Raw genomic sequence first — 21,394 nt, 5'->3', positions numbered from 1 at the left:
TAAGAAATTAATGGCTACTATCAACCAGTTGGTGCGTAAGCCGCGTAAAGACAAGCCTAAAAAGTCTAACGTCCCTGCGCTCGAGGCGTGCCCTCAGCGTCGTGGTGTTTGTACGCGTGTTTATACCACTACCCCTAAAAAGCCTAACTCGGCCCTACGTAAAGTTGCACGTGTACGTCTCACAAATGGTTATGAAGTGACTTCATACATTGGTGGGGAAGGTCATAACCTTCAAGAACATAGTGTTGTCCTTATTCGTGGCGGTCGTGTAAAAGATTTGCCTGGTGTGCGTTATCATACAGTTCGTGGTGCATTAGATTGCGCAGGTGTGAAAGATCGTAGACAAGGTCGTTCTAAGTACGGTGCTAAGCGTCCAAAGAGTTAATAAATAATTATTAGCTGTTTGACATACGTTTAGCAATTTTATTTTGCTTTTAAACCGGAAGAGTCAGAATGGCAAGAAGAAGAGAAATACCAAAGAGACAGGTGTTACCTGATCCTAAGTTTGGTGATGTTGTTATCACAAAATTTATCAACATGTTAATGGTCAGCGGTAAAAAGTCAGTGGCTGAAAAAATCGTTTATGGTGCATTAGATGTTGTTGTAGAACGTAAAAAGGGTGGCGATCACGCTGCGCTTTTGAAAGAAGCCCTTGATAATGTTGGGCCTGTTGTTGAAGTAAAATCTCGCCGTGTAGGTGGGGCAACCTATCAGGTTCCTGTTGAGGTGCGACCAGCACGTAAAATGGCATTAGCCATGCGTTGGTTGGTAGAAGCTGCTCGTAAACGCAATGAAAAGGGGATGATGCTTCGCCTAGCAGGTGAACTGTCTGATGCCTTGGAAAATCGCGGCGCAGCGATCAAAAAGAAAGAAGATACTCACAGGATGGCAGAAGCCAACAAGGCTTTCTCTCATTTTCGTTGGTAAAATTAAAAGGCTCTTTTCTAAGGGCCTTTATTTATTTAAGCAGTTTAATAAAGGTTAATAAAAGTGGCACGTACGACTCCAATTGAAAGATATCGTAACATCGGTATCATGGCGCATATTGATGCGGGGAAAACAACTACCACCGAGCGTATTCTGTACTATACAGGTGTCTCACATAAAATTGGTGAGGTGCATGATGGTGCGGCAACAATGGACTGGATGGAGCAGGAACAGGAGCGTGGGATTACCATTACTTCTGCTGCGACAACTTGTTTCTGGAGCGGCATGGCAAGACAGTATCCAGAACACCGTATCAATATTATCGATACTCCGGGTCACGTTGACTTTACCATTGAGGTAGAACGTTCTTTGCGTGTGCTTGATGGTGCGGTGACCGCCTTCTGTTCTGTAGGTGGGGTAGAACCTCAGTCTGAAACCGTTTGGCGACAAGCGGATAAATATGAAGTTCCTCGTATGGGCTTTGTGAACAAAATGGACCGTGCGGGCGCTAACTTCTTTAATGTGGTTGAGCAGGTAAATACCCGTTTAGGCGCAAACCCTGTTGTCATGCAATTGCCCATTGGTGCAGAAGAAAATTTTGAAGGGGTCATTGATCTGGTTAAGATGCAAGCTGTTTACTGGGAAGATGAAAATATGGGAATGCAATATTTCTATAAAGATATCCCAGAAGCGTATGTTGACCAAGCAAATGAGTACCGTGAGTTACTTGTTGAAGCAGCTTCAGAAGCCAATGAAGAGCTGATGGATAAGTATCTTGAAGGTGAAGAGCTTTCAGAAGAAGAAATTAAAGCGGGTATTCGTCAGCGTTGTATTAACAATGAAATCGTCCCTATGTTCTGTGGTTCAGCCTTTAAGAATAAAGGGGTTCAAGCCTTATTGGATGCGGTCATTGACTATATGCCGTCTCCAGTCGATATTCCACCGATTGAAGGTGAACTTGAAGATGGCACCAAAGCGGTTCGTCATGCTGATGATAATGAGCCTTTTGCCGCGCTTGCCTTTAAGATTATGACAGACCCTTATGTGGGTACACTGACTTTCTTCCGTGTTTACTCAGGTCATTTAGAGGCAGGAAGTCCAGTTTACAACTCTGTAAAACAGAAGCGTGAACGTGTCGGTCGTCTCTTACAGATGCACTCTAATTCTCGTGAAGAGATCAAAGAAGTGTATGCTGGGGATATCGCTTGTGCCGTCGGTCTTAAAGATGTGACGACTGGGGATACGCTATGTGATCTTGACAATAAGATCGTTCTTGAGCGTATGGAGTTCCCTGAGCCGGTTATCTCTATTGCGATTGAACCGAAAACAAAAGCTGACCAAGAAAAAATGGGGATTGCTTTGCAGAAATTGGCTGCAGAAGATCCTTCTTTCCGCGTCAAAACAGATGAGGAAACAGGTCAAACCATTATTTCAGGTATGGGTGAACTTCACCTAGATATCATCGTCGATCGTATGAAACGTGAATTTGGGGTTGAAGCCAATGTCGGTGCACCTCAAGTCTCTTACCGTGAAGCCATTCGTCAACCGGTTGAAGCTGAAGGGAAGTTTGTCCGTCAGTCTGGTGGTCGTGGTCAATATGGACATGTGGTGGTTAAGTTTGAACCACTTCCTGCAGGATCTGGATTTGAATTCGAAAACGCCATCGTGGGTGGGGTTGTTCCTCGTGAATACATTCCAGCAGTGGAGAAAGGGATTCAGGATCAATTGGAGAACGGTGTTATCGCTGGTTACCCAATTGTTGATGTTAAGGCAACCCTTTTCGACGGTTCATACCATGATGTTGACTCGAATGAAACCGCATTTAGAGTGGCGGCAGGTATGGCCGTTAAAAACGGTGTTCAAAATGCAAACCCTGCCATTCTAGAGCCAATTATGGCTGTAGAAGTCACCACCCCTGAAGAATATATGGGTGATGTGATGGGTGACCTGAATCGCCGTCGTGGTTTGGTCCAAAGTATGGATGATATCCCAACTGGTAAGAAAATTAAGGCTGAAGTGCCGCTTTCTGAAATGTTTGGATATGCGACCCAGTTGCGTTCATTGACTCAAGGGCGTGCAAGTTATAGTATGGTCTTTGAGAAATATAGTGAAGCACCGACCAATATCCAGGAAGAAATTATTGCAGCCTCTAAAAAAGGTGAGTAATTTTTAACTGAAGTTTTAAATGTCGTTATAAGGCAGTCATGTCTTATAGCGGCTTTTGTGTTTAATTTTGTGATTAATATTGAATAGAAGGAAACTAAAATGGCAAAGGAAAAGTTTGAAAGAACGAAACCCCATGTAAACGTAGGAACGATTGGCCACGTTGACCATGGAAAGACCACCCTAACAGCGGCACTCACCATTGTGCAAGGAAAGAAATTTGGCGGAGAAGTGAAAGACTACTCAGCCATCGATAATGCGCCAGAAGAAAGAGAGCGTGGGATCACAATTTCAACTGCACACGTAGAATACGAATCAGAAACACGTCACTACGCACACGTAGACTGCCCAGGTCACGCCGACTATGTTAAAAACATGATCACAGGTGCAGCACAAATGGACGGCGCGATTCTTGTTTGTTCAGCAGCAGATGGCCCAATGCCACAGACTCGTGAACACATCCTTCTATCTCGTCAAGTAGGTGTACCTTACATTGTTGTTTACCTAAACAAAGCCGACATGGTTGACGACGAAGAATTGATCGAATTGGTAGAAATGGAAGTACGTGAACTTCTAGACCAATACGAATTCCCAGGTGACGATACTCCTGTGATTATCGGTTCAGCCCTTAAAGCGATCGAAGGCGATCAATCAGAAATTGGTGAACCTTCAATTGGCCGTCTAGTGGCAGCGATGGACGAATACATCCCAACACCAGAGCGTGACACAGACAAGCCATTCCTAATGCCTGTAGAAGACATCTTCTCAATCCAAGGACGTGGAACTGTTGCAACAGGTCGTATTGAAACAGGTGTGATCAAAGTTGGTGAAGAAATCGAAATCGTAGGTATTCGCCCAACACAAAAAACCACTGTGACCGGTGTAGAAATGTTCCGTAAGCTGCTTGATCAAGGTGAAGCAGGGGACAACGTAGGTATCCTATTACGTGGAACCAAGCGTGAAGACATCGAACGTGGACAAGTATTGGCACACCCAGGTACCATTAACCCACACACCAAGTTTGAAGCAGAAGTGTACGTATTGTCAAAAGATGAAGGTGGACGTCACACCCCATTCTTCAACGGCTACCGTCCACAATTCTACTTCCGTACCACAGACGTTACAGGCGAGTGTCAACTACCAGAAGGTGTTGAAATGGTTATGCCAGGTGACAACGTTCAGATGACAGTTGAATTGATCAACCCAATCGCTATGGACGAAGGTCTACGCTTCGCGATTCGTGAAGGTGGTCGTACTGTAGGTGCCGGTGTGGTCTCTTCTATCATTGAATAAGAAACCTTATTTAAGGTGTCTAAGATGGATGTAAATAAAGTCTTGTAATTTCAATTGATTTTATTTATAATCCGTCGTCTAAATGTAGCAGCGCTCATTCAGCGCTGCTTTTCTTTTTCTAAAAAAGCGAGAATTTGTCTATGGCAACTCAAAATATTCGTATTCGTTTGAAGGCGTTTGATCATCGATTGATCGATCAGTCAGCAAAAGAAATTACGGAAACAGCAAAGAGAACAGGTGCGCAAGTGCGTGGACCTATTCCTGTGCCAACTCGTAAAGAACGCTACACTGTTTTGATTTCTCCGCATGTTAATAAAGACGCGCGTGATCAATATGAAATTCGAACTCATAAGCGTTTGTTAGATATCATTGATCCAACAGACAAAACTGTTGATGCGTTGATGAAGTTAGACTTGGCTGCAGGTGTGGATGTTCAGTTAGAATTGCGTTAATTCTAAATTTGATTGTTTAGCTGTCAATCGTAATGGCTAAATTTAATAATAATGAGGTAAAAGATGAGTATTGGAATCATTGGAAAGAAAGTCGGAATGACTCGTGTCTTTACTGAAGACGGTGTTTCGATTCCAGTTACTGTTGTGAAAGTTGATGCAAATCGCATTACTCAGTTAAAAACTGAGGAGAATGATGGGTATTCAGCGGTACAAGTCACAGCAGGTTCTGTTCACGCTGGCCGTGTCAATAAACCTTCAGCGGGCCACTTTGCAAAAGCGGGTGTCGAAGCTGGCGAAGGTTTATGGGAGTTTAGAGTTTCAGCAGATGAATTGGCAAACTACGAAGTGGGAGCTGAAGTTTCTGTAGAAGTTTTAGACGGTGTTGAAAAAGTGGATGTGACAGGTACCACCAAAGGTAAAGGATTTGCCGGTGCTGTAAAACGACACAACTTTGCAACACAAGATTTTTCCCATGGTAACTCTGTATCGCACAGAGCACCTGGTTCAATAGGACAAAACCAAACCCCTGGCCGTGTTTTTAAAGGTAAAAAGATGGCAGGTCATATGGGGAATGTTCGTCAAACCACGCTCAATTTAGACTTGGTTAAAGTTGATCCAGAAAAAGGACTTCTCCTGATTAAAGGTGCCGTCCCTGGTGCTAAAGAAAGTGTTGTAATGGTTACTAAGGCGGTTAAGTAAGGTGAGCACTATGGATCTAAAATTAATGAAATCAGATGGTACAGAAGCGGGACAAACGCTGTCTGTTGCCGATTCAGTTTTCGGTGTTGAGTTTAATGAACCTTTGGTTCATCAGGTTGTCAATGCTTATTTGGCTGGAAGTCGAGCAGGGACTAAAGCACAGAAAAATCGTTCTGAAGTGAGCGGCGGTGGCGCGAAGCCATGGCGTCAAAAAGGAACAGGTCGTGCACGTGCTGGGACAATCCGCAGCCCAATTTGGGTAGGTGGTGGTCGTGCCTTCCCTGGACACAATCGCGATTATTCACAAAAAGTGAATCGTAAAATGTACCGCGCAGCGATCAGATCAATTCTGTCTGAATTGAATCGCAAGGGTCGTTTAGTGGTGGTAGATGATTTTAAAGTCGATGCACCCAAGACTAAATTGTTTAAAGAAAAGTTAGATCAAATGAGTCTTAAGGATGCTTTGGTTGTGACAGAAGCATTTGATGAGAATCTTTATCTTTCTTCACGTAATTTATATGCTGCCGATGTCTGTGATGTTAAGTCAATCGATCCTGTGAGTCTAGTTGGCTATGAGACGATTGTGATGACTCAGGGTGCAGTGAAGCAACTTGAGGAGGCTTTGGCATGAATCAAGAAAGATTGTTAAAAGTTTTGTTGGCACCACATGTGTCTGAAAAATCCGCTTTGATGGCAGATGCTGCAGATCAATATGTGTTTAAAGTTGCCGCAGATGCGACTAAGCCAGAAGTAAAGGCTGCAGTTGAGTCTTTGTTTGATGTTAAGGTGAAATCAGTCAATATGATTAATCTTAAAGGAAAGACAAAGATGTTTAAAGGCCGTGCAGGTAAGCGTAATGATACGCGTAAGGCCATTGTACGCCTGATGCCAGGTCAAGAAATTGACTTTGTTGGGGAATAGGAGAATATAGATGGCTATTATTAAAAAATCAAAACCTACCTCACCAGGTCGTCGCTTTGTTGTCAGTGTTGTTGAGCCTGACCTGTATAAAGGTAAACCTTATGCCCCGTTGCTTGCAAAGAAAAGCAAAAAGGGCGGTCGAAATAACAATGGTCGCATCACGGTTCGTCATCAAGGTGGTGGTCATAAACAGCATTATCGCATGATTGATTTTAAACGGACTAAAGATGGTGTGCCTGCAGTTGTAGAGCGCTTAGAATATGATCCAAATCGTTCAGCACACATTTTATTATTAAAATATGCTGATGGTGAAAGAGCTTATATTCTTGCGCCTAAAAATGTGAAGCAAGGGGATACTATCGAATCCGGTGAATCGGTTGCGATTAAAGCAGGTAATGCGATGCCCTTGCGTAATATTCCAGTGGGGACTGTTGTGCATGCGATTGAGATGCGTCCAGGTAAAGGCGCTCAAATTGCACGTAGCGCAGGCACCTCTGCACAGATTGCCGGTAAGGAAGGTGGGTATGTTCTTTTACGCTTACGTTCTGGTGAAATGCGCAAAATTCATGCAAATTGCCGAGCCACCATTGGTGAAGTTGGGAACTCAGAGCATAACCTACGTAAATTAGGTAAAGCAGGCGCTAAGCGCTGGAGAGGCGTTCGTCCTACCGTGCGTGGTGTGGCGATGAACCCAGTTGATCACCCACATGGTGGTGGTGAAGGTCGTACCTCTGGCGGTCGTAACCCTGTAACCCCTTGGGGCGTACCAACTAAAGGTAAGAAAACTCGTAAAAATAAACGTACAGACAATATGATTGTCCGTCGTCGTCATAAGAAATAAGGAAGGACACTGATGCCACGTTCAGTTAAAAAAGGACCTTTTGTAGATCACCACTTATGGAAAAAAGTGGTCGAGGCACAAGAATCTGGTAATAAGCGTCCAATCAAAACCTGGTCAAGAAGATCGATGATCTTACCTGAAATGATTGGATTAACCATCGCAGTACATAACGGTAGAGAGCACGTGCCCGTTTTCATTTCTGAAAACATGGTTGGGCATAAGCTTGGAGAATTCTCCATGACACGCACATTCCGTGGTCATGCTGCAGATAAGAAAGCTAAGAAGTAAGAGGTAACGATTATGCAAGTCAGTGCGACACATAAATTTGCCCGTATCTCTCCGCAAAAAGCTCGTCTTGTTGCAGATATGATTAGAGGTAAAGATGTAGAGTCAGCGGTGAACATTCTAGAGTTCACTAATAAGAAAGCGGCCGACTTAATGAAAAAAGTCCTGAATTCAGCGATTGCAAATGCTGAAAATAATGAAGGTGCAGATATTGATGAATTGAAAGTCACTGCCGCTTATGTTAATGAAGGACCAACTATGAAAAGAATGCGTGCGCGTGCGAAAGGCCGTGGTACACGTATTCTTAAGCGTACAAGTCATATCACTGTCACCGTTGGTGACGAATAAGGAGAGCCAGAATGGGTCAAAAAGTACATCCTATTGGAATTCGTCTTGGAATTACCAAAGATTGGAATGCTCGCTGGTATGCAGATAGTCATGACTATTCTGACTTCCTTATCAGTGACTTTGAAATTCGTAAAGAATTAAATGAAAAACTTAGCCATGCATCGGTCAGTAAGATCAATATTGAGCGGGTAGCTAATGGTATTCGTGTCACCATTCATACTGCACGCCCTGGTGTTGTTATTGGTAAGAAAGGTGAGGATATTGAAAAACTTAAGCAGTCTTTAATTAAGAAGACTGGCATGCCGGTTACCATCAATATTGAAGAGATCAAGAAGCCTGAGCTGGATGCGAAGTTGGTTGCAGAAAGTATTGCTCAACAGCTAGAAAAACGTATTCAATTCCGTCGCGCAATGAAGCGCGCAGTTGGTAATGCAATGCGTTTAGGGGCTGAAGGGATTAAGATCAATGTTTCAGGCCGTTTAAATGGCGCTGAAATTGCCCGTGCTGAATGGTATCGCGAAGGTCGTGTGCCTTTACATACTTTCCGTGCAGATATTGATTATGCAACTTTCGAGGCGAAAACCACTTACGGCATTATTGGTATTAAAGTTTGGATCTTTAAAGGTGAAAAACTGGGTAAATTATCATTAACTAATGATAATGATTCGAATAAAAAAGGCAAAAAAGGCCGTAAATAAGAGGATAGCTGATTATGTTAATGCCTAAGCGTACCAAATTCAGAAAAGTTCAGAAAGGACGCAACCGAGGATTGGCAAACGTTGGTAATAAGGTTAGCTTCGGTGATTACGGTCTTAAAGCCTTAGAGAGAGGGCGTATGACCTCTCGTCAAATCGAAGCTGGTCGTCGTGTGATGACACGACATGTAAAACGTGGTGCCAAAATTTGGATCCGTGTTTTCCCTGATAAACCCATTACCAAAAAGCCTTTGGAAGTTCGTATGGGTAAAGGTAAAGGGAGTGTTGAATATTGGGTTGCTCAAATTCAACCTGGCCGCGTGCTTTATGAAATTCAAGGCGTAGAAGAGTCGATTGCTCATGAAGCATTTGAATTGGCAGCAGCCAAACTTCCATTTAAAACCAAAATTGTTAAAAGAACGGTGATGTAAAATGTCTGCAGAATCTTTACAAGAAAAAACCCTTCCAGAATTGGAACAAACTTTGGTTGAACTGCTAAAGGAACAGTTCAACTTGAGAATGCAGCATTCTACAGGTCAGCTGAAGAATACTGCACGTATTAAGACTGTCCGACGTTCAATTGCACGCATTAAAACCTTCATTAATATGAAGGGAGGTAAATAAGAATGTCTGAACAAGAAAAGAAATCTCGTACCTTACAAGGTGTTGTTGTCAGTAACAAAATGGATAAATCTATTGTTGTTTCTGTTGAACGTTTTGTTAAACACCCGAAGTACAAGAAGTTTATTCGTAAATCTACTAAGATCATGGCACATGATGCGGACAATTCTTGCAATATTGGTGATACAGTCACCATTAAAGAAGTTAATCCGTTATCAAAAAACAAAGCTTGGTCTTTAGTCAGTGTGGATACTAAGGCTGCTCTGTAAGCTTTAAATGAGTTAACAATTAAATAAAATTAATTGTTACCGCTTTTATAACCAAGCCAATTTGAAATTGGGACTAGTTATATTAGCGGTTTTCGTGTATAATCCGCTTTTTTAAAAAATATTGTATGGATGGAGTCCCACCATGATTCAAATGCAAACCGTACTCAATGTGGCTGATAACAGTGGCGCGCGTAGAGTTCAGTGTATCAAAGTGCTTGGCGGCTCAAAGCGTCGTTATGCCAGTGTCGGGGATGTGATTAAGGTTTCTGTTAAAGAAGCGAATCCTCGCGGAAAAGTTAAAAAAGGTGATGTGATGAATGCAGTTGTTGTAAGAACTGCACAAGGCGTTCGTCGTGCTGATGGTTCAAAAATTAAGTTTGATGATAACGCTGCTGTTATCTTGAATTCTAAATTAGAGCCAATTGGTACACGTGTTTTTGGTCCTGTCACCCGTGAGCTTCGGAACGAAAAGTTTATGAAAATCGTTTCACTTGCACCAGAAGTTTTATAAGGATTGAAAATGAATCGTTTAATTAAAGGTGATTTGGTGGTTGTCATTGCCGGTAAAGATAAAGGCAAGCAAGGCACTATCGCAAAAGTTTTAAAGAATGGTAAAGTGGTTGTCGATGGCATTAATCTCGCAAAAAAACACGTTAAAGCCAATCCAATGACTGGAGAAGCGGGTGGTATTGTTGAGAAGGAAATGCCCATTGATGCATCAAATGTTGCACTGTTAAATCCTGAAACCAAAAAAGCTGAAAAAGTGAGCTTTAAAGAAGTGGATGGCAAAAAAGTGCGCGTTTTTCGTAAGTCTGGTAAGCCAGTTAGCGCTTGATAGGGAATTAAAATGGCAAGATTAAAAGAGTTGTATAAAGACCAAATCGTACCTCAATTGATTGAGAAATTTGGTTATAAATCTCCTATGCAAGCGCCCAAGTTAACTAAAATTACTATTAACATGGGTGTTGGTGAGGCTTTAGGAGACAAGAAGACATTGGATAATGCAATGTCAGATTTAGCATTGATCGCTGGGCAAAAGCCAATTAAGACAATTGCTCGTAAATCAGTGGCAAGTTTTAAAGTTCGTGAAGGGTATCCTATTGGTTGTAAAGTCACCTTACGCGGTGAGAGAATGTATGAGTTCTTAGACCGTCTAATCAATATTGCACTCCCTCGAGTGAGAGATTTTCGTGGTGTGAGTGCAAATGCATTTGATGGTCGAGGTAACTACAACATGGGCCTTAAAGAGCAAATTATCTTTCCAGAAATCGATTTTGAAAAAGTCGACAAGGTTCGTGGTATGGATATTAACTTCACGACCACAGCACAGACTAATGATGAAGCTAAAGCGCTTTTAGAAAGCTTTAACTTCCCATTTAAAAAATAAGAGGTTTATTGTGGCTAAGAAATCAATGATCGCGCGTGAAGTGAAGCGTGCCAAAATGGTCGAAAAGTATGCGGCTAAACGCTTAGCACTTAAGAAGGCATCTGTTGACCCTTCTTTAAGTATTGAGGAGCGTATGGAAGCAATGGAAAAATTGAATAAGCTTCCTAGAAATGCGTGTCCTGTTCGTCGTCAGCGTCGCTGCCGTATTACAGGTCGTCCGCATGCAGTCTATAGAAAATTTGGTCTATCCCGAAATATGCTTCGCCAATTAGCGATGCAAGGTGATGTTCCTGGTTTAAGAAAAGCAAGTTGGTAAGGATTAAGATTATGAGTATGTCTGACCCAATAGCAGATATGTTAACACGCGTTCGTAACGCGCAGATGGCTGAGCACAGTAATGTTAAGGTGCCTGCCTCTAAATTAAAAACTGCTATCGCAAAAGTTTTGGCTGATGAAGGCTATATCTCTTCATATAAGATTGAAGAAAATAATGGTAAGCCTGAGTTAAATATGGAACTGAAATATTTCCAAGGGAAGCCTGTTATCGAAATGATTAAGCGCGTGAGCCGTCCAGGATTGCGCGTATATAAAAATAAAGATGAGCTTCCAAAAGTTATCGGTGGTCTTGGGATCGCTGTTGTATCAACATCAAAAGGCATTATGACTGACCGAGCTGCACGTGATGCAGGCATTGGTGGTGAAGTCATTTGCTATGTTGCTTAAAGGAGATTAGAAATGTCTAGAATTGCAAAGTCTCCCGTTAGCATCCCAGCTGGCGTTGAAGTTAGCATCTCAGATGATAACGTCGTTACAGTTAAGGGGCCTAAAGCAACTTTAACTAAGAAATTCAATCCAGTCGTAATCATCACGATTAACGAGGGAACCGTAACCTTTGCTCCTAATGAGGTTGCTGGTCCGACTGGCTGGGCACAAGCTGGTACCGTTCGCTCCATAGTGAACAATATGGTTCAAGGTGTTACTCAAGGATTTGAAAAGAAATTGCAACTCGTGGGTGTTGGGTATCGTGCCCAGGTTCAAGGGAACAAAATTAACCTCACACTTGGTTTTTCTCATCCGGTTGTACATCAATTACCTGAAGGGATTTCTGCTGAAACACCCTCACAAACAGAAATTGTGATTAAAGGTGCTGACAAACAAGTAGTGGGTCAAGTGGCAGCTGAAATTCGTGCGTATCGTCCACCAGAGCCTTATAAAGGTAAAGGTGTTCGCTATGCTGATGAGTATATTTTACGTAAAGAAGCTAAGAAGAAATAAGGCTGGGAATTCGAAATGGATAAGAAGAGTACCCGCATTCGTAGAGCTAAAAAGACACGTGCAAAAATCGCTGATTCAAATAAAGTTCGTTTATGTGTTCACAGAACACCTAAGCATATTTATGCGCAGCTCATTTCAGCGGATGGTGCACAAGTCCTTGCTGCGTGCTCTACAGTACAAGCGGAAATTAAAAAAGAATTAAATTACACTGGAAATAAAAACGCAGCGCAAGTTGTCGGTAAAGCAATTGCAGAAAAAGCTAAAACAGCTGGCATTGAAGAAGTTGCTTTTGACCGTTCAGGTTTCCAGTATCACGGTCGTGTTCGTGAGCTTGCTGATGCCGCTCGTGAAAATGGTCTTAATTTCTAAGTTAAAGGATTAAATTATGTCTTCACATGAAATGAGAGATGACCAGGACGGCTTGATTGAGAAGTTGGTTTCTGTTCGCCGTGTGGCAAAAGTTGTTAAAGGGGGCCGTGTCTTTGGCTTCTCAGCTCTCGCCGTAGTAGGTGATGGAGAAGGTAAAGTTGGCTATGGAAGTGGTAAAGCCAGTGAAGTGCCTGTAGCCATTAAGAAAGCAATGGAAAAAGCACGCCGTAACATGCGTGATGTCCACCTAAATAATGGGACGATTCAATACCCAATTAACTTCAAACAAGGGGCTGCAAACATTGTTTTGTTGCCTGCTTCTGAAGGGACAGGGGTTATTGCTGGAGGTGCAATGCGTGCAGTATTAGAAGCTGCAGGTGTTAAGGATGTACTTTCCAAATGTATTGGTACCACGCGTCCGGTTAATGTTGTCCGTAGTACGGTGAACGCCTTAACTTCTATGAACAGTCCTGAACTGATTGCAGCGAAACGCGGCAAAACGGTTAAAGAAATTCTAGGTGAGTAAGATGTCAGAACAAAAGAAGATTAATGTAACACTGGTTAAAAGTTTGATTGGTCGTTTACCAGCCCATAAAGCCTGTGCGAATGGACTTGGTTTACGCAAAATGCATCAAACGGTTAGCGTGATTGATACACCTGAAAATAGAGGGATGATTAATAAAATCGCCTATCTATTAAAAGTTGAGGAAGCGTAAAATGTATCTGAATACTTTAAAGCCTGCTGAAGGTGCCACTAAGGCAAAAAAACGCGTTGGTCGTGGTCAAGGGTCTGGAAATGGAAAGATGGCTGGCCGCGGACATAAAGGGCAAAAGTCTCGTAGTGGTGGATTTCATAAGGTTGGATTTGAAGGTGGACAAATGCCCCTTCAACGCCGTTTGCCAAAAGTGGGATTTACCTCTAGAAAATCTAGCATCACTGCAGAAATTCGTTTAGATGAGTTGGCTAAAGTGGATTGTGAAGTGATTGATATCGCAGCACTTAAAGCAGCGAATTTAATTTCTGGAAAAATCCAATTTGTTAAAGTGATTAACTCTGGTAAATTGGACAAAGCAGTGAAATTAAATGGTATTCGTACCACTGCGGGTGCGAAAGCAGCGATTGAAGCTGCAGGTGGTAGTGTCGCCTAATCATGAATAACGCTAAGCTTTCTTCAGGAATGGGTGAATTAAAACAGCGTATCTGGTTTGTACTAGGTGCGTTGATAGTTTATCGATTGGGAACTCACATTCCGGTTCCGTTAATCGATCCCGTTGCTCTTGCTGCGATGTTTGAACAGCAAAAGGGTACCATTTTAGACATGTTTAACATGTTCTCTGGAGGGGCTCTACAACGTCTCTCTATTTTTGCTCTGGGTATTATGCCGTATATTTCTGCTTCTATTATTATGCAGTTATTAACCGTTGTCTCTCCTACTCTAGAGCAATTGAAGAAAGAAGGTGAAGCGGGTCGTCGTAAAATAACCCAGTACACGCGCTTAGGGACGGTTGTGTTAGCGACTTTCCAAGGACTGGGTGTTGCGGTGGCCTTAGAAGCGCAAAACATTAATGGAATGCCTGTGGTGATAGACCCTGGTTTCTTGTTTAAAGTTATCGCCGTGACCACATTAGTCAGTGGCACAGTGTTTTTAATGTGGTTAGGTGAGCAAATTACCGAAAAAGGGATAGGGAATGGTATTTCTCTCATCATTTTTGCAGGGATTGTGGCTGGCTTACCTTCTGCATTAGCAGGAACTTTTGAACAAGTGAATACTGGGGCGCTTCATCCCATTTCTGTTTTTGTTTTATTGGCTCTGATTGTTGCAGTTATAGCTTTTGTTGTATTTGTAGAACGAGGCCAAAAGCGAATTCCAATCCACTATGCACAGAGAATGCGGGGTAGAAAACTTTATGGGGGTCAAGAAAGTTTCTTGCCACTTAAGTTAAATATGGCTGGGGTGATACCGCCTATTTTTGCATCAAGCATTATCTTATTCCCTGCTACTTTGGGTGGATGGTTCGGTTCTGCCGAGAATATGGGATGGTTAAAGGACTTAGCAGCAACGCTTTCTCCTGGCCAACCTTTATACATTATGCTCTATGCTGCAGCCATTATTTTCTTCTGCTTTTTCTATACTGCGATTGTTTTCAATCCACATGAGATAGCAGATAATCTAAGAAAATCAGGCGCGATTATTTTAGGTCGACGACCTGGTGATCAGACCGCTAGATATATTGACAGTGTGATGAGTCGTTTAACCTTTGCTGGTGCAATCTACATCACCTTAGTTTGCCTTCTACCGGAGTTTTTGATTCTATACTGGAATGTTCCTTTCTATTTTGGTGGGACTTCTCTACTGATTATTGTTGTGGTTGTCATGGATTTTATGACTCAAGTTCAAGCGCACTTACAATCAGGACAGTATGAAAATATGATGAGTAAGGCAAACTTAAAAGGAAAATAGAGAGAATAGCTTTATTTTCTAGATATTTAAATGGAAGGCTGATATAATCAGCCGTTTTTTGAAGATGGATTTAGAGGAGCGTCACAGATGGCTCGTATTGCCGGCGTAAACATTCCACTTAACAAGCATATTGTTATTGGTTTAACCTCAATTTTTGGTGTTGGTTTAACCACTTCTAAGAAGGTTCTTGAGAAGACTGGTATTGACCCAACAACCAAGGTTAGAGAGTTAACAGAAGATCAACTTGAAGCGATTCGTCAAGAACTTTCAAATTATAAAATTGAAGGTGACTTGCGTCGTGAAATTTCAATGAACATTAAGCGTCTTATGGATATGGGTTGCTACCGCGGTATTCGTCACCGTCGTAGTCTACCCGTTCGTGGTCAACGTACAAAAACGAATGCACGGACCCGTAAGGGACCTAAGCGTCCGATTAAACGATAAGCATAAGTTGCGAGAAGAATTATGGCAAAAGCAAAAAATCGTGTAAAAAAGAAAGTCAAACAAGTGGTAACCGATGCGGTTGCTCACGTACATGCGACTTTTAACAATACCATTATTACCATTACTGACCGTCAAGGAAATGCCTTATGTTGGGCAACTTCAGGTGGGAGTGGCTTCCGTGGTTCACGTAAAAGTACGCCCTTTGCTGCCCAAGTCGCTGCTGAAAAAGCGGGTCAATTGGCAACAGAATATGGCGTTAAAAACATGGAAGTAATGGTGAAGGGACCAGGACCTGGTCGTGATTCTGCAGTGCGTGGATTGCACTCTGTAGGATTTAAAATTACTGCAATTTCAGATGTGACGCCTATCCCACACAATGGATGTCGTCCACCTAAGAAACGTCGTGTATAGGATTATTTCAAATGGCTAGATATATTGGACCAAAGTGTAAACTTGCTCGTCGTGAAGGCACAGACTTATTCCTAAAAAGTGGAATTCGTAGTATTGAATCAAAATGTAAAATTGATCAAATTCCTGGCCAGCACGGTGGTCGTAGAGCAAAAGTAACTGAATATGGTCTTCAGTTGCGTGAAAAACAAAAAGTACGTCGTATTTATGGCGTTTTAGAAAAGAAATTCCGCTTGTATTATAAAGAAGCTGATCGTCGTAAAGGCTCTACAGGTGTTAACCTGCTTCAGATTCTTGAGAGTCGCTTAGATAACGTGGTTTATCGTATGGGATTTGCTGCAACGCGTGCCGAAGCACGTCAGTTGGTTTCTCATAAAGCCATCGCAGTGAATGGACAAACCGTAAATATTCCTTCTTATGAAGTGAAGCCTGGCGATGTTGTCTCAGTTCGTGAAAAAGCGAAAAATCAACAGCGTATTAAGAGTGCAATGGACCTAAGAACACAAATGGGTCATGTTGGATGGATCGAAGTTGATGCAGACAAATTGGAAGGAACTTTCAAAAACCTACCTGATCGTTCTGACTTATCTGCGGATATCGCTGAAAACTTAATTGTAGAGCTTTACTCTAAGTAAAACAGTTTGAACACAAACGGAGACAGCGTCTGATGCAAGAGATGTTAGAACAACTATTAACACCGAGTCTAGTGGACATTCAATCAAAAGATGAATTTCACAGCAAGGTGACGCTTGAACCATTAGAACGTGGTTTTGGTCATACACTTGGAAATGCATTAAGAAGAATTTTACTGTCTTCTATGCCAGGTGCGGCAATCACTGAAGTTCAGATTGATGGTGTCCTTCACGAATACTCTGCAATTGAAGGGGTACGTGAAGATGTTTTAGAGATCCTATTAAACCTGAAGGAAGTAGCGGTTAAACTTCACGAAGGATCCGAAGCTGAACTCACTTTGAATGTGGTTGGACCGGCTGTGGTCACAGCGGGTGATATTAGCGAAACGCATTCTGTGGAGATTGCCAATAAAGATTTAGTGATCGCGCATTTAGGCGAAGGCGCTGCATTGAATATGAAGCTTAAAGTTGAAAAAGGCATGGGGTATCGACCTGCCAGTCAATCAGAAGATAATACGATTGGCATATTGAAACTTGATGCCAGCTTTAGCCCTGTTCATATGGTCAGTTATGAAGTTCAAAATGCACGTGTTGAGCAGAGAACGGATTTAGATAAACTGATCATTGATATTACAACCGATGGCACATTAAAGCCTGAGGATGCGATTAAGCAAGCAGCCACTGTTCTTCATCATCAGCTCATTGCTTTTGTGGATTTAAAACACAAAGAAATTGCTGAACCTGAAGAAGAAGAGAGCGAGTTTGATCCAATCTATCTACAACCTGTGGATGATTTAGAACTCACAGTTCGTTCTGCAAACTGCTTAAAAGCCGAACAAATTTATTATATTGGTGATTTGGTACAGCGTGCTGAATCAAATTTATTGAAAACCCCTAACTTAGGTAAGAAGTCGCTACAAGAGATTAAAGATGTCTTAGCACAACGTGGACTTTCTTTAGGCACTAAGTTAGAAAATTGGCCACCAGCCAGTCTGGTGAGCAAAGAAACTGCATAATTAAAGGAAGCTATCATGCGTCATCGTAAGAGTGGTCGTAAATTAAATCGTAATAGCGCGCATCGTAAAGCGATGTTCCGCAATATGTCGGCATCTCTCATTGAACATGAGGTGATTCGTACCACTGTCGCTAAAGCTAAAGAATTGCGTTCTGTTGCAGAACCGTTGATTACTTTGGCGAAGAACGACTCAGTACACAACCGTCGTATTGCGTTTTCTCGCTTACGCGATAAAGCCGCTGTAGGAAAACTCTTTTCTGAAATCGGTCCTCGTTATACCGAACGCCCAGGTGGATATATCCGCATTCTAAAATGCGGCTATCGCCCTGGTGATAATGCGCCTATGGCCATTGTCGAGCTTGTGGATCGTCCAGCTCCACAAGAAGAAGCGGATTCAGAAGAAGCTTAATCTTAAAAGGCCGTTTTTTTAACGGCCTTTTTTCTATCTAATCTCACCTCACCTTCTAAACTTTCATGATTGACACCCACTGTCATCTCACTCAAATCCCCTCATCACAATTGACCTCTATATTGGACACTTTAGATGCCTTAAAGTTATTGGCAGTTTCAACGACTTTAGAAGATTCTAAAAACACCCTTGGTTTGGTAAAATCCCATCCGATCTATCCAGCTGTAGGTTTACATCCGTGGTTTCTACCTGATGCTGAAGAAGCCATAAATAAGGCGTTAAACCAGTTAGAAAGGATGATTGCCGAGAATTTGAATTCAATAAAAGCGATCGGAGAGATTGGATTAGACTATTCCCCCAAAGTACAAGTCAGACAGACACTGCAACGAGAGACTTTTGCCTTTCAGCTTAGGCTGGCACAGCAATTTGCATTACCGGTTTCCATTCATGGGGTGAAAAGTCATCCTGATTTGCAGCAACTGTTAAAAACTTACTCGACTGTCAAAGGCGCACTTCATGGATTTTATGGCAGTCCTGAGCTCGCTCAGTCTTATCTTAAACTCGGATTTAAAATTGGGATTGGACCGATGGTTTTGCGTCAGGGACCCAATAAATTGTATCAAGTGATAAAAGAGGTGCCCATTGAAGGAATGGTGCTTGAAACCGATTTCCCAAATACACGGCAGTATGGTATAAGCCACCCAAAGGATATTCACAAAGTAACAGCAAAAGTCGCAGAGATTAAACAAATGCCTGTCGCCCTTGTACAATCTATCTGTGATCAAACGGCAAAGGAACTGTTTTTATTATGAGTCAACCCTTTTTAGAATCCGCAATTTTTGAACGCAGTCGGCTTGTTTTCAGTGATCAAGGCATTGAAAATTTAATTCGCAGTCATGTTTTTTTAGCTGGGGTCGGCGGCGTAGGGGGATTTGTCGCCGAAGCCTTGGCAAGGGCTGGTATTGGTCAAATCACCTTAGTGGATCAAGATGTGGTTGGGGAATCGAATTTAAATCGTCAAATCGTTGCATTACACAGTACCTTAGGTCGTCCCAAAGTCGAAGTGATGGCAGAACGCATCCTAGACATTAATCCACACTGTCAAGTGAATTGCCAACAACGGTTTTTAGCGCCTGAAGATATGCAAGAGACCTTATCCGCAGCTCCTTATGATTTTGTGATTGATGCCATTGATAGTTTAAATTGTAAAGTCGCTTTGGTTGCGACCGCTTATCAATTGAAGATGCCAGTGGTTTCCTCTATGGGAGCGGGTCGACGAATTGATCCCACCAAGATTCATGTAGCCGATCTCATGAAAACGCACGGATGTGCATTAGCGCGTAATATGCGACAACGCTTGAGAAAACAGGGCATTGGCAAAGGCATTTTAACTGTGTTTTCCTCAGAGACGCCACTGCCGCCAGGTCCAATGGAAGCCATCGATGGGGCTCGGGGACGCGTGGTGAATGGGACAGCCAGTTATATGCCCGGTATTTTTGGTTTGACCTTGGCCGGCGTAGTCATTCAAAAACTTGCGGAGAAATCTCATTGAAATGGGCGCTGAAAATCATTTAATGAAATAAAATGAGGGTATGACGGTCTTTATGTGAGTAAGTTTAAATCCTAAACGGCACTTTTTATCCCTATGCAGAATAAACGCGCTGACCATTTAATGATTAAAAATGCTTGGCCACCAAGTATAGTGAGGACTTTTGCCGTTCTGTTCTTTCTACTTGGTCTGTTTCTAATTTTATCTTTTCTAGGACAAAAGTCTGTTGAGCAATTGACTGCGCATCATGAGCAAGCGATGCCTTGTTGCCAGCAGATGGCAGAGACAGATTGCCACTGCTGTCAACATTCATCGGCAGATCAATCCTGCTCAATCACTTGCAGTAGCAGTTGTGCAATGGGGCATGCTATCAGCCCATTTATGCCATTGCTATTGGATTTCTCTGACTTATATGCACCCAATTTATACTTGCGTTTAGCCGCTTTGACCTTTCTTTTTCTACCCAATCCTGAACTGGACAGTCTATTTCGTCCTCCTCGCCATCTATCGTGACTTTGTTCGGGGAAGCGCCCTGAGAAACACCTCTATTACGCATCATCTGTTTTACACCGATGCTTGATGTTTAGCCTTTCTCTTCTCCATTACAGAGTCTGTTTAAAAAATATCCCTGCTTTAGCCATTTTAATACCAGACGAGGAGCATCAGATGTCCACAAAAACGACACGTCGTCAATTACTGAAACAGATAACCGGATGGGGGCTTTTGGCCTTTTCATCTATCCCTAAAACCGTTTGGGCTGACAGCTATAAATATGTCTGCCCCATGCATCCCCAAATTGTCCGTGACCACCCGGGCACTTGCCCGATCTGTGGGATGATGCTGGTCAAGCAAAGAATTGAAGATTCAACCGCTAAGCTACCTGCAGTGACCGTGCCCACCGTTAAAGGGCAAGCGAATGAGGGCGGTCAGCAGACGCTTGCCATCCAAACAGCCAAAGTGATTCGCGATACACTCTGGAAATATATTCGCACTTATGGGGAAGTCAAGGCGAATGAGCAGCGTCGAATCCATGTGCACCCTTTTGCTTCAGGATGGATCAGTGAATTAACGGTACGAGAAGAGGGGGTAGAAGTTAAAAAAGGACAGCTATTGTACCGTTTCTATTCGCCAGAAATTGTCTCTGCGGAACAAGACTTGTTATTGGCGTTGCAAAATGTAAAACAGCTAGGAAAGCATTCGCAACCACTGTTAGAGTCAGCACGCACACGTTTACAGCTGTTGGGTTTGGATAAACGAACCATTCATCGCATTGAGAAGCGTCAAAAAGTGATCCATAAGGTGCCTGTATATGCGCCGCAATCGGGAATCGTCAGTCAACTTAAAGTTCAGCCGGGCATGTTTGTTCAACCCAGTTTGGAACTGATGTCAATTACAGACCTTTCTCAAGTTTGGGTGGAAGCCCAGGTCTTGCCCTATCAACAAAGTTGGGTTGCGATCCATAAAACCACCGAAGTCACTCTGCCGAGCAAACCGCAAATCAAGCAAGAAAGTCGTATTGATTACATTTATCCAGAGGTGAATCCGAAAACCAAAACCTTACGCGTCAGAATGACGCTGCAAAACAGAGAAAGGCAATTCCCTCTGGGCGCACCGGTGGATGTCACCATTTACGGCGGACCAAAACGCAATATTTTGATTGTGCCACAATCCGCCATTATTGATGATGGCGTAAAAAAACGGGTGGTGAAAACACTCGCCAATGGTCGTTATCAACCGGTTGAAGTGGAGACCGGTATGCAATCAGGAGACTATGTGGAAATTGTTCAAGGGCTGCAGGAAGGGGATGACATTGTGATCAGTGGCCAATTCCTTATTGATTCGGAAAGTCAGATTCAAGCCAATCTGCGTCGATTAGCCCAACCGAAAAAGGCGCAGAAGTCTGAACCTTTTAAAGCGATCAAACAATAGG

At 42.7% G+C, this 21,394-nt stretch carries 35 protein-coding genes; all 35 read left to right on the top strand.

Going from position 1 to position 21,394, the window contains the following annotated elements:
- Window positions 1–10 precede the first annotated feature (10 nt).
- The 35 genes from rpsL (at window position 11) to ACYQ05_RS05575 (ending at window position 21,393) form a co-directional block, all read left to right on the top strand.
- Complete coding sequence (gene rpsL, locus ACYQ05_RS05745) at window positions 11–385, top strand: 30S ribosomal protein S12 (protein ID WP_459819204.1); 375 nt, start codon at window positions 11–13, stop codon at window positions 383–385.
- 68 nt (window positions 386–453) lie between these two features.
- Entirely contained in the window at window positions 454–927 is a 474-nt protein-coding gene (rpsG, locus tag ACYQ05_RS05740; RefSeq protein WP_459819203.1) for a 30S ribosomal protein S7, read from the top strand.
- A 63-nt stretch (window positions 928–990) separates the two neighbouring features.
- Window positions 991–3,093, top strand: coding sequence for an elongation factor G (gene fusA, locus ACYQ05_RS05735; protein ID WP_459819201.1), 2,103 nt, complete (start codon window positions 991–993; stop codon window positions 3,091–3,093).
- A 99-nt stretch (window positions 3,094–3,192) separates the two neighbouring features.
- Window positions 3,193–4,383 carry an elongation factor Tu gene (tuf, locus tag ACYQ05_RS05730; RefSeq protein ID WP_459819200.1) on the top strand — a complete coding sequence of 397 codons (1,191 nt, stop codon included), beginning with the start codon at window positions 3,193–3,195 and terminating at the stop codon, window positions 4,381–4,383.
- A gap of 140 nt (window positions 4,384–4,523) precedes the next feature.
- A complete protein-coding gene (rpsJ, locus tag ACYQ05_RS05725; RefSeq protein ID WP_459820074.1) occupies window positions 4,524–4,835 on the top strand; it encodes a 30S ribosomal protein S10 in 312 nt (103 codons plus the stop codon).
- 63 nt (window positions 4,836–4,898) lie between these two features.
- Window positions 4,899–5,534 carry a 50S ribosomal protein L3 gene (rplC, locus tag ACYQ05_RS05720; protein WP_459819198.1) on the top strand — a complete coding sequence of 212 codons (636 nt, stop codon included), beginning with the start codon at window positions 4,899–4,901 and terminating at the stop codon, window positions 5,532–5,534.
- 10 nt (window positions 5,535–5,544) lie between these two features.
- Complete coding sequence (gene rplD / locus ACYQ05_RS05715; protein ID WP_459819196.1) at window positions 5,545–6,165, top strand: 50S ribosomal protein L4; 621 nt, start codon at window positions 5,545–5,547, stop codon at window positions 6,163–6,165.
- Window positions 6,162–6,455 (top strand): 50S ribosomal protein L23, encoded by a 294-nt coding sequence (gene rplW, locus ACYQ05_RS05710; protein WP_459819194.1) that lies wholly within the window; start codon window positions 6,162–6,164, stop codon window positions 6,453–6,455. The genes rplD and rplW overlap by 4 nt, the downstream gene beginning before the upstream one ends.
- A gap of 10 nt (window positions 6,456–6,465) precedes the next feature.
- Window positions 6,466–7,296 (top strand): 50S ribosomal protein L2, encoded by an 831-nt coding sequence (gene rplB, locus ACYQ05_RS05705; RefSeq protein WP_459819192.1) that lies wholly within the window; start codon window positions 6,466–6,468, stop codon window positions 7,294–7,296.
- A 12-nt stretch (window positions 7,297–7,308) separates the two neighbouring features.
- On the top strand, window positions 7,309–7,584 hold the full coding sequence (gene rpsS, locus ACYQ05_RS05700; RefSeq protein WP_459819190.1) for a 30S ribosomal protein S19: 276 nt from the start codon (window positions 7,309–7,311) through the stop codon (window positions 7,582–7,584).
- A gap of 12 nt (window positions 7,585–7,596) precedes the next feature.
- Window positions 7,597–7,929, top strand: a complete 333-nt coding sequence (rplV, locus tag ACYQ05_RS05695) for a 50S ribosomal protein L22 (protein ID WP_459819188.1) — start codon at window positions 7,597–7,599, stop codon at window positions 7,927–7,929.
- A gap of 11 nt (window positions 7,930–7,940) precedes the next feature.
- Window positions 7,941–8,627, top strand: coding sequence for a 30S ribosomal protein S3 (rpsC, locus tag ACYQ05_RS05690; protein WP_459819186.1), 687 nt, complete (start codon window positions 7,941–7,943; stop codon window positions 8,625–8,627).
- Window positions 8,628–8,641: 14 nt separating this feature from the next.
- Window positions 8,642–9,055, top strand: a complete 414-nt coding sequence (gene rplP / locus ACYQ05_RS05685; RefSeq protein WP_459819185.1) for a 50S ribosomal protein L16 — start codon at window positions 8,642–8,644, stop codon at window positions 9,053–9,055.
- Between the two features lies 1 nt (window position 9,056).
- Window positions 9,057–9,248 (top strand): 50S ribosomal protein L29, encoded by a 192-nt coding sequence (gene rpmC, locus ACYQ05_RS05680; protein WP_459819183.1) that lies wholly within the window; start codon window positions 9,057–9,059, stop codon window positions 9,246–9,248.
- A 2-nt stretch (window positions 9,249–9,250) separates the two neighbouring features.
- Entirely contained in the window at window positions 9,251–9,514 is a 264-nt protein-coding gene (gene rpsQ / locus ACYQ05_RS05675) for a 30S ribosomal protein S17 (RefSeq protein WP_459819181.1), read from the top strand.
- 142 nt (window positions 9,515–9,656) lie between these two features.
- The gene (gene rplN / locus ACYQ05_RS05670; protein WP_459819179.1) at window positions 9,657–10,025 is read left to right on the top strand and encodes a 50S ribosomal protein L14; all 369 of its coding nucleotides are present in this window, start codon (window positions 9,657–9,659) and stop codon (window positions 10,023–10,025) included.
- A 9-nt stretch (window positions 10,026–10,034) separates the two neighbouring features.
- Window positions 10,035–10,349, top strand: a complete 315-nt coding sequence (gene rplX, locus ACYQ05_RS05665) for a 50S ribosomal protein L24 (protein ID WP_459819178.1) — start codon at window positions 10,035–10,037, stop codon at window positions 10,347–10,349.
- Window positions 10,350–10,361: 12 nt separating this feature from the next.
- Entirely contained in the window at window positions 10,362–10,901 is a 540-nt protein-coding gene (rplE, locus tag ACYQ05_RS05660) for a 50S ribosomal protein L5 (RefSeq protein ID WP_459819176.1), read from the top strand.
- Between the two features lie 10 nt (window positions 10,902–10,911).
- Complete coding sequence (rpsN, locus tag ACYQ05_RS05655; protein ID WP_459819174.1) at window positions 10,912–11,217, top strand: 30S ribosomal protein S14; 306 nt, start codon at window positions 10,912–10,914, stop codon at window positions 11,215–11,217.
- Window positions 11,218–11,228: 11 nt separating this feature from the next.
- Window positions 11,229–11,624 (top strand): 30S ribosomal protein S8, encoded by a 396-nt coding sequence (rpsH, locus tag ACYQ05_RS05650; RefSeq protein ID WP_459819171.1) that lies wholly within the window; start codon window positions 11,229–11,231, stop codon window positions 11,622–11,624.
- A 12-nt stretch (window positions 11,625–11,636) separates the two neighbouring features.
- Window positions 11,637–12,176 (top strand): 50S ribosomal protein L6, encoded by a 540-nt coding sequence (rplF, locus tag ACYQ05_RS05645; RefSeq protein ID WP_459819170.1) that lies wholly within the window; start codon window positions 11,637–11,639, stop codon window positions 12,174–12,176.
- A 15-nt stretch (window positions 12,177–12,191) separates the two neighbouring features.
- Window positions 12,192–12,545 carry a 50S ribosomal protein L18 gene (gene rplR / locus ACYQ05_RS05640; RefSeq protein WP_459819168.1) on the top strand — a complete coding sequence of 118 codons (354 nt, stop codon included), beginning with the start codon at window positions 12,192–12,194 and terminating at the stop codon, window positions 12,543–12,545.
- Window positions 12,546–12,561: 16 nt separating this feature from the next.
- Entirely contained in the window at window positions 12,562–13,071 is a 510-nt protein-coding gene (gene rpsE, locus ACYQ05_RS05635) for a 30S ribosomal protein S5 (protein ID WP_459819166.1), read from the top strand.
- A gap of 1 nt (window position 13,072) precedes the next feature.
- Entirely contained in the window at window positions 13,073–13,261 is a 189-nt protein-coding gene (gene rpmD / locus ACYQ05_RS05630) for a 50S ribosomal protein L30 (protein ID WP_459819164.1), read from the top strand.
- Between the two features lies 1 nt (window position 13,262).
- Window positions 13,263–13,694, top strand: coding sequence for a 50S ribosomal protein L15 (gene rplO, locus ACYQ05_RS05625; protein ID WP_459819162.1), 432 nt, complete (start codon window positions 13,263–13,265; stop codon window positions 13,692–13,694).
- A 2-nt stretch (window positions 13,695–13,696) separates the two neighbouring features.
- Window positions 13,697–15,007, top strand: a complete 1,311-nt coding sequence (gene secY, locus ACYQ05_RS05620; protein WP_459819161.1) for a preprotein translocase subunit SecY — start codon at window positions 13,697–13,699, stop codon at window positions 15,005–15,007.
- Between the two features lie 87 nt (window positions 15,008–15,094).
- Window positions 15,095–15,451 carry a 30S ribosomal protein S13 gene (rpsM, locus tag ACYQ05_RS05615; RefSeq protein ID WP_459819159.1) on the top strand — a complete coding sequence of 119 codons (357 nt, stop codon included), beginning with the start codon at window positions 15,095–15,097 and terminating at the stop codon, window positions 15,449–15,451.
- A gap of 21 nt (window positions 15,452–15,472) precedes the next feature.
- On the top strand, window positions 15,473–15,862 hold the full coding sequence (rpsK, locus tag ACYQ05_RS05610; RefSeq protein ID WP_459819157.1) for a 30S ribosomal protein S11: 390 nt from the start codon (window positions 15,473–15,475) through the stop codon (window positions 15,860–15,862).
- A gap of 11 nt (window positions 15,863–15,873) precedes the next feature.
- On the top strand, window positions 15,874–16,494 hold the full coding sequence (gene rpsD / locus ACYQ05_RS05605) for a 30S ribosomal protein S4 (RefSeq protein WP_459819156.1): 621 nt from the start codon (window positions 15,874–15,876) through the stop codon (window positions 16,492–16,494).
- A gap of 32 nt (window positions 16,495–16,526) precedes the next feature.
- Entirely contained in the window at window positions 16,527–17,507 is a 981-nt protein-coding gene (locus tag ACYQ05_RS05600) for a DNA-directed RNA polymerase subunit alpha (RefSeq protein ID WP_459819154.1), read from the top strand.
- Window positions 17,508–17,522: 15 nt separating this feature from the next.
- Entirely contained in the window at window positions 17,523–17,915 is a 393-nt protein-coding gene (gene rplQ, locus ACYQ05_RS05595; RefSeq protein ID WP_459819152.1) for a 50S ribosomal protein L17, read from the top strand.
- A gap of 65 nt (window positions 17,916–17,980) precedes the next feature.
- Window positions 17,981–18,727, top strand: coding sequence for a TatD family hydrolase (locus ACYQ05_RS05590; RefSeq protein ID WP_459819150.1), 747 nt, complete (start codon window positions 17,981–17,983; stop codon window positions 18,725–18,727).
- Window positions 18,724–19,467 (top strand): tRNA threonylcarbamoyladenosine dehydratase, encoded by a 744-nt coding sequence (locus ACYQ05_RS05585; protein ID WP_459819148.1) that lies wholly within the window; start codon window positions 18,724–18,726, stop codon window positions 19,465–19,467. The genes ACYQ05_RS05590 and ACYQ05_RS05585 overlap by 4 nt, the downstream gene beginning before the upstream one ends.
- Before the next feature lie 93 nt (window positions 19,468–19,560).
- Entirely contained in the window at window positions 19,561–19,977 is a 417-nt protein-coding gene (locus ACYQ05_RS05580) for a hypothetical protein (protein WP_459819146.1), read from the top strand.
- Window positions 19,978–20,130: 153 nt separating this feature from the next.
- Entirely contained in the window at window positions 20,131–21,393 is a 1,263-nt protein-coding gene (locus ACYQ05_RS05575; RefSeq protein WP_459819144.1) for an efflux RND transporter periplasmic adaptor subunit, read from the top strand.
- Window position 21,394: the final 1 nt, after the last annotated feature.

It is taken from the genome of Galenea microaerophila (assembly GCF_054657255.1).
The sequence above is the reverse complement of the archived record's forward strand: the minus strand, read 5'-3'. Positions and strand labels throughout refer to the sequence as shown.

Coding starts and splice junctions, on each gene's coding strand:
- rpsQ (WP_459819181.1), top strand. CDS start 9,251: ATGTCTGAACAAGAAAAGAAATCTCGTACCTTACAAGGTGTTGTTGTC.
- ACYQ05_RS05580 (WP_459819146.1), top strand. CDS start 19,561: ATGCAGAATAAACGCGCTGACCATTTAATGATTAAAAATGCTTGGCCA.
- rpmC (WP_459819183.1), top strand. CDS start 9,057: ATGTCTGCAGAATCTTTACAAGAAAAAACCCTTCCAGAATTGGAACAA.
- rplR (WP_459819168.1), top strand. CDS start 12,192: ATGGATAAGAAGAGTACCCGCATTCGTAGAGCTAAAAAGACACGTGCA.
- rpsG (WP_459819203.1), top strand. CDS start 454: ATGGCAAGAAGAAGAGAAATACCAAAGAGACAGGTGTTACCTGATCCT.
- rpsJ (WP_459820074.1), top strand. CDS start 4,524: ATGGCAACTCAAAATATTCGTATTCGTTTGAAGGCGTTTGATCATCGA.
- rplP (WP_459819185.1), top strand. CDS start 8,642: ATGTTAATGCCTAAGCGTACCAAATTCAGAAAAGTTCAGAAAGGACGC.
- rpsC (WP_459819186.1), top strand. CDS start 7,941: ATGGGTCAAAAAGTACATCCTATTGGAATTCGTCTTGGAATTACCAAA.
- rpsM (WP_459819159.1), top strand. CDS start 15,095: ATGGCTCGTATTGCCGGCGTAAACATTCCACTTAACAAGCATATTGTT.
- rpsL (WP_459819204.1), top strand. CDS start 11: ATGGCTACTATCAACCAGTTGGTGCGTAAGCCGCGTAAAGACAAGCCT.
- ACYQ05_RS05590 (WP_459819150.1), top strand. CDS start 17,981: ATGATTGACACCCACTGTCATCTCACTCAAATCCCCTCATCACAATTG.
- rplD (WP_459819196.1), top strand. CDS start 5,545: ATGGATCTAAAATTAATGAAATCAGATGGTACAGAAGCGGGACAAACG.
- rpsD (WP_459819156.1), top strand. CDS start 15,874: ATGGCTAGATATATTGGACCAAAGTGTAAACTTGCTCGTCGTGAAGGC.
- rplE (WP_459819176.1), top strand. CDS start 10,362: ATGGCAAGATTAAAAGAGTTGTATAAAGACCAAATCGTACCTCAATTG.
- rplW (WP_459819194.1), top strand. CDS start 6,162: ATGAATCAAGAAAGATTGTTAAAAGTTTTGTTGGCACCACATGTGTCT.
- rplF (WP_459819170.1), top strand. CDS start 11,637: ATGTCTAGAATTGCAAAGTCTCCCGTTAGCATCCCAGCTGGCGTTGAA.
- rplC (WP_459819198.1), top strand. CDS start 4,899: ATGAGTATTGGAATCATTGGAAAGAAAGTCGGAATGACTCGTGTCTTT.
- rpsS (WP_459819190.1), top strand. CDS start 7,309: ATGCCACGTTCAGTTAAAAAAGGACCTTTTGTAGATCACCACTTATGG.
- rpmD (WP_459819164.1), top strand. CDS start 13,073: ATGTCAGAACAAAAGAAGATTAATGTAACACTGGTTAAAAGTTTGATT.
- ACYQ05_RS05600 (WP_459819154.1), top strand. CDS start 16,527: ATGCAAGAGATGTTAGAACAACTATTAACACCGAGTCTAGTGGACATT.
- ACYQ05_RS05575 (WP_459819144.1), top strand. CDS start 20,131: ATGTCCACAAAAACGACACGTCGTCAATTACTGAAACAGATAACCGGA.
- secY (WP_459819161.1), top strand. CDS start 13,697: ATGAATAACGCTAAGCTTTCTTCAGGAATGGGTGAATTAAAACAGCGT.
- rplB (WP_459819192.1), top strand. CDS start 6,466: ATGGCTATTATTAAAAAATCAAAACCTACCTCACCAGGTCGTCGCTTT.
- ACYQ05_RS05585 (WP_459819148.1), top strand. CDS start 18,724: ATGAGTCAACCCTTTTTAGAATCCGCAATTTTTGAACGCAGTCGGCTT.
- tuf (WP_459819200.1), top strand. CDS start 3,193: ATGGCAAAGGAAAAGTTTGAAAGAACGAAACCCCATGTAAACGTAGGA.
- rplN (WP_459819179.1), top strand. CDS start 9,657: ATGATTCAAATGCAAACCGTACTCAATGTGGCTGATAACAGTGGCGCG.
- rplX (WP_459819178.1), top strand. CDS start 10,035: ATGAATCGTTTAATTAAAGGTGATTTGGTGGTTGTCATTGCCGGTAAA.
- rpsH (WP_459819171.1), top strand. CDS start 11,229: ATGAGTATGTCTGACCCAATAGCAGATATGTTAACACGCGTTCGTAAC.
- rplV (WP_459819188.1), top strand. CDS start 7,597: ATGCAAGTCAGTGCGACACATAAATTTGCCCGTATCTCTCCGCAAAAA.
- rplO (WP_459819162.1), top strand. CDS start 13,263: ATGTATCTGAATACTTTAAAGCCTGCTGAAGGTGCCACTAAGGCAAAA.
- rpsK (WP_459819157.1), top strand. CDS start 15,473: ATGGCAAAAGCAAAAAATCGTGTAAAAAAGAAAGTCAAACAAGTGGTA.
- rpsE (WP_459819166.1), top strand. CDS start 12,562: ATGTCTTCACATGAAATGAGAGATGACCAGGACGGCTTGATTGAGAAG.
- rplQ (WP_459819152.1), top strand. CDS start 17,523: ATGCGTCATCGTAAGAGTGGTCGTAAATTAAATCGTAATAGCGCGCAT.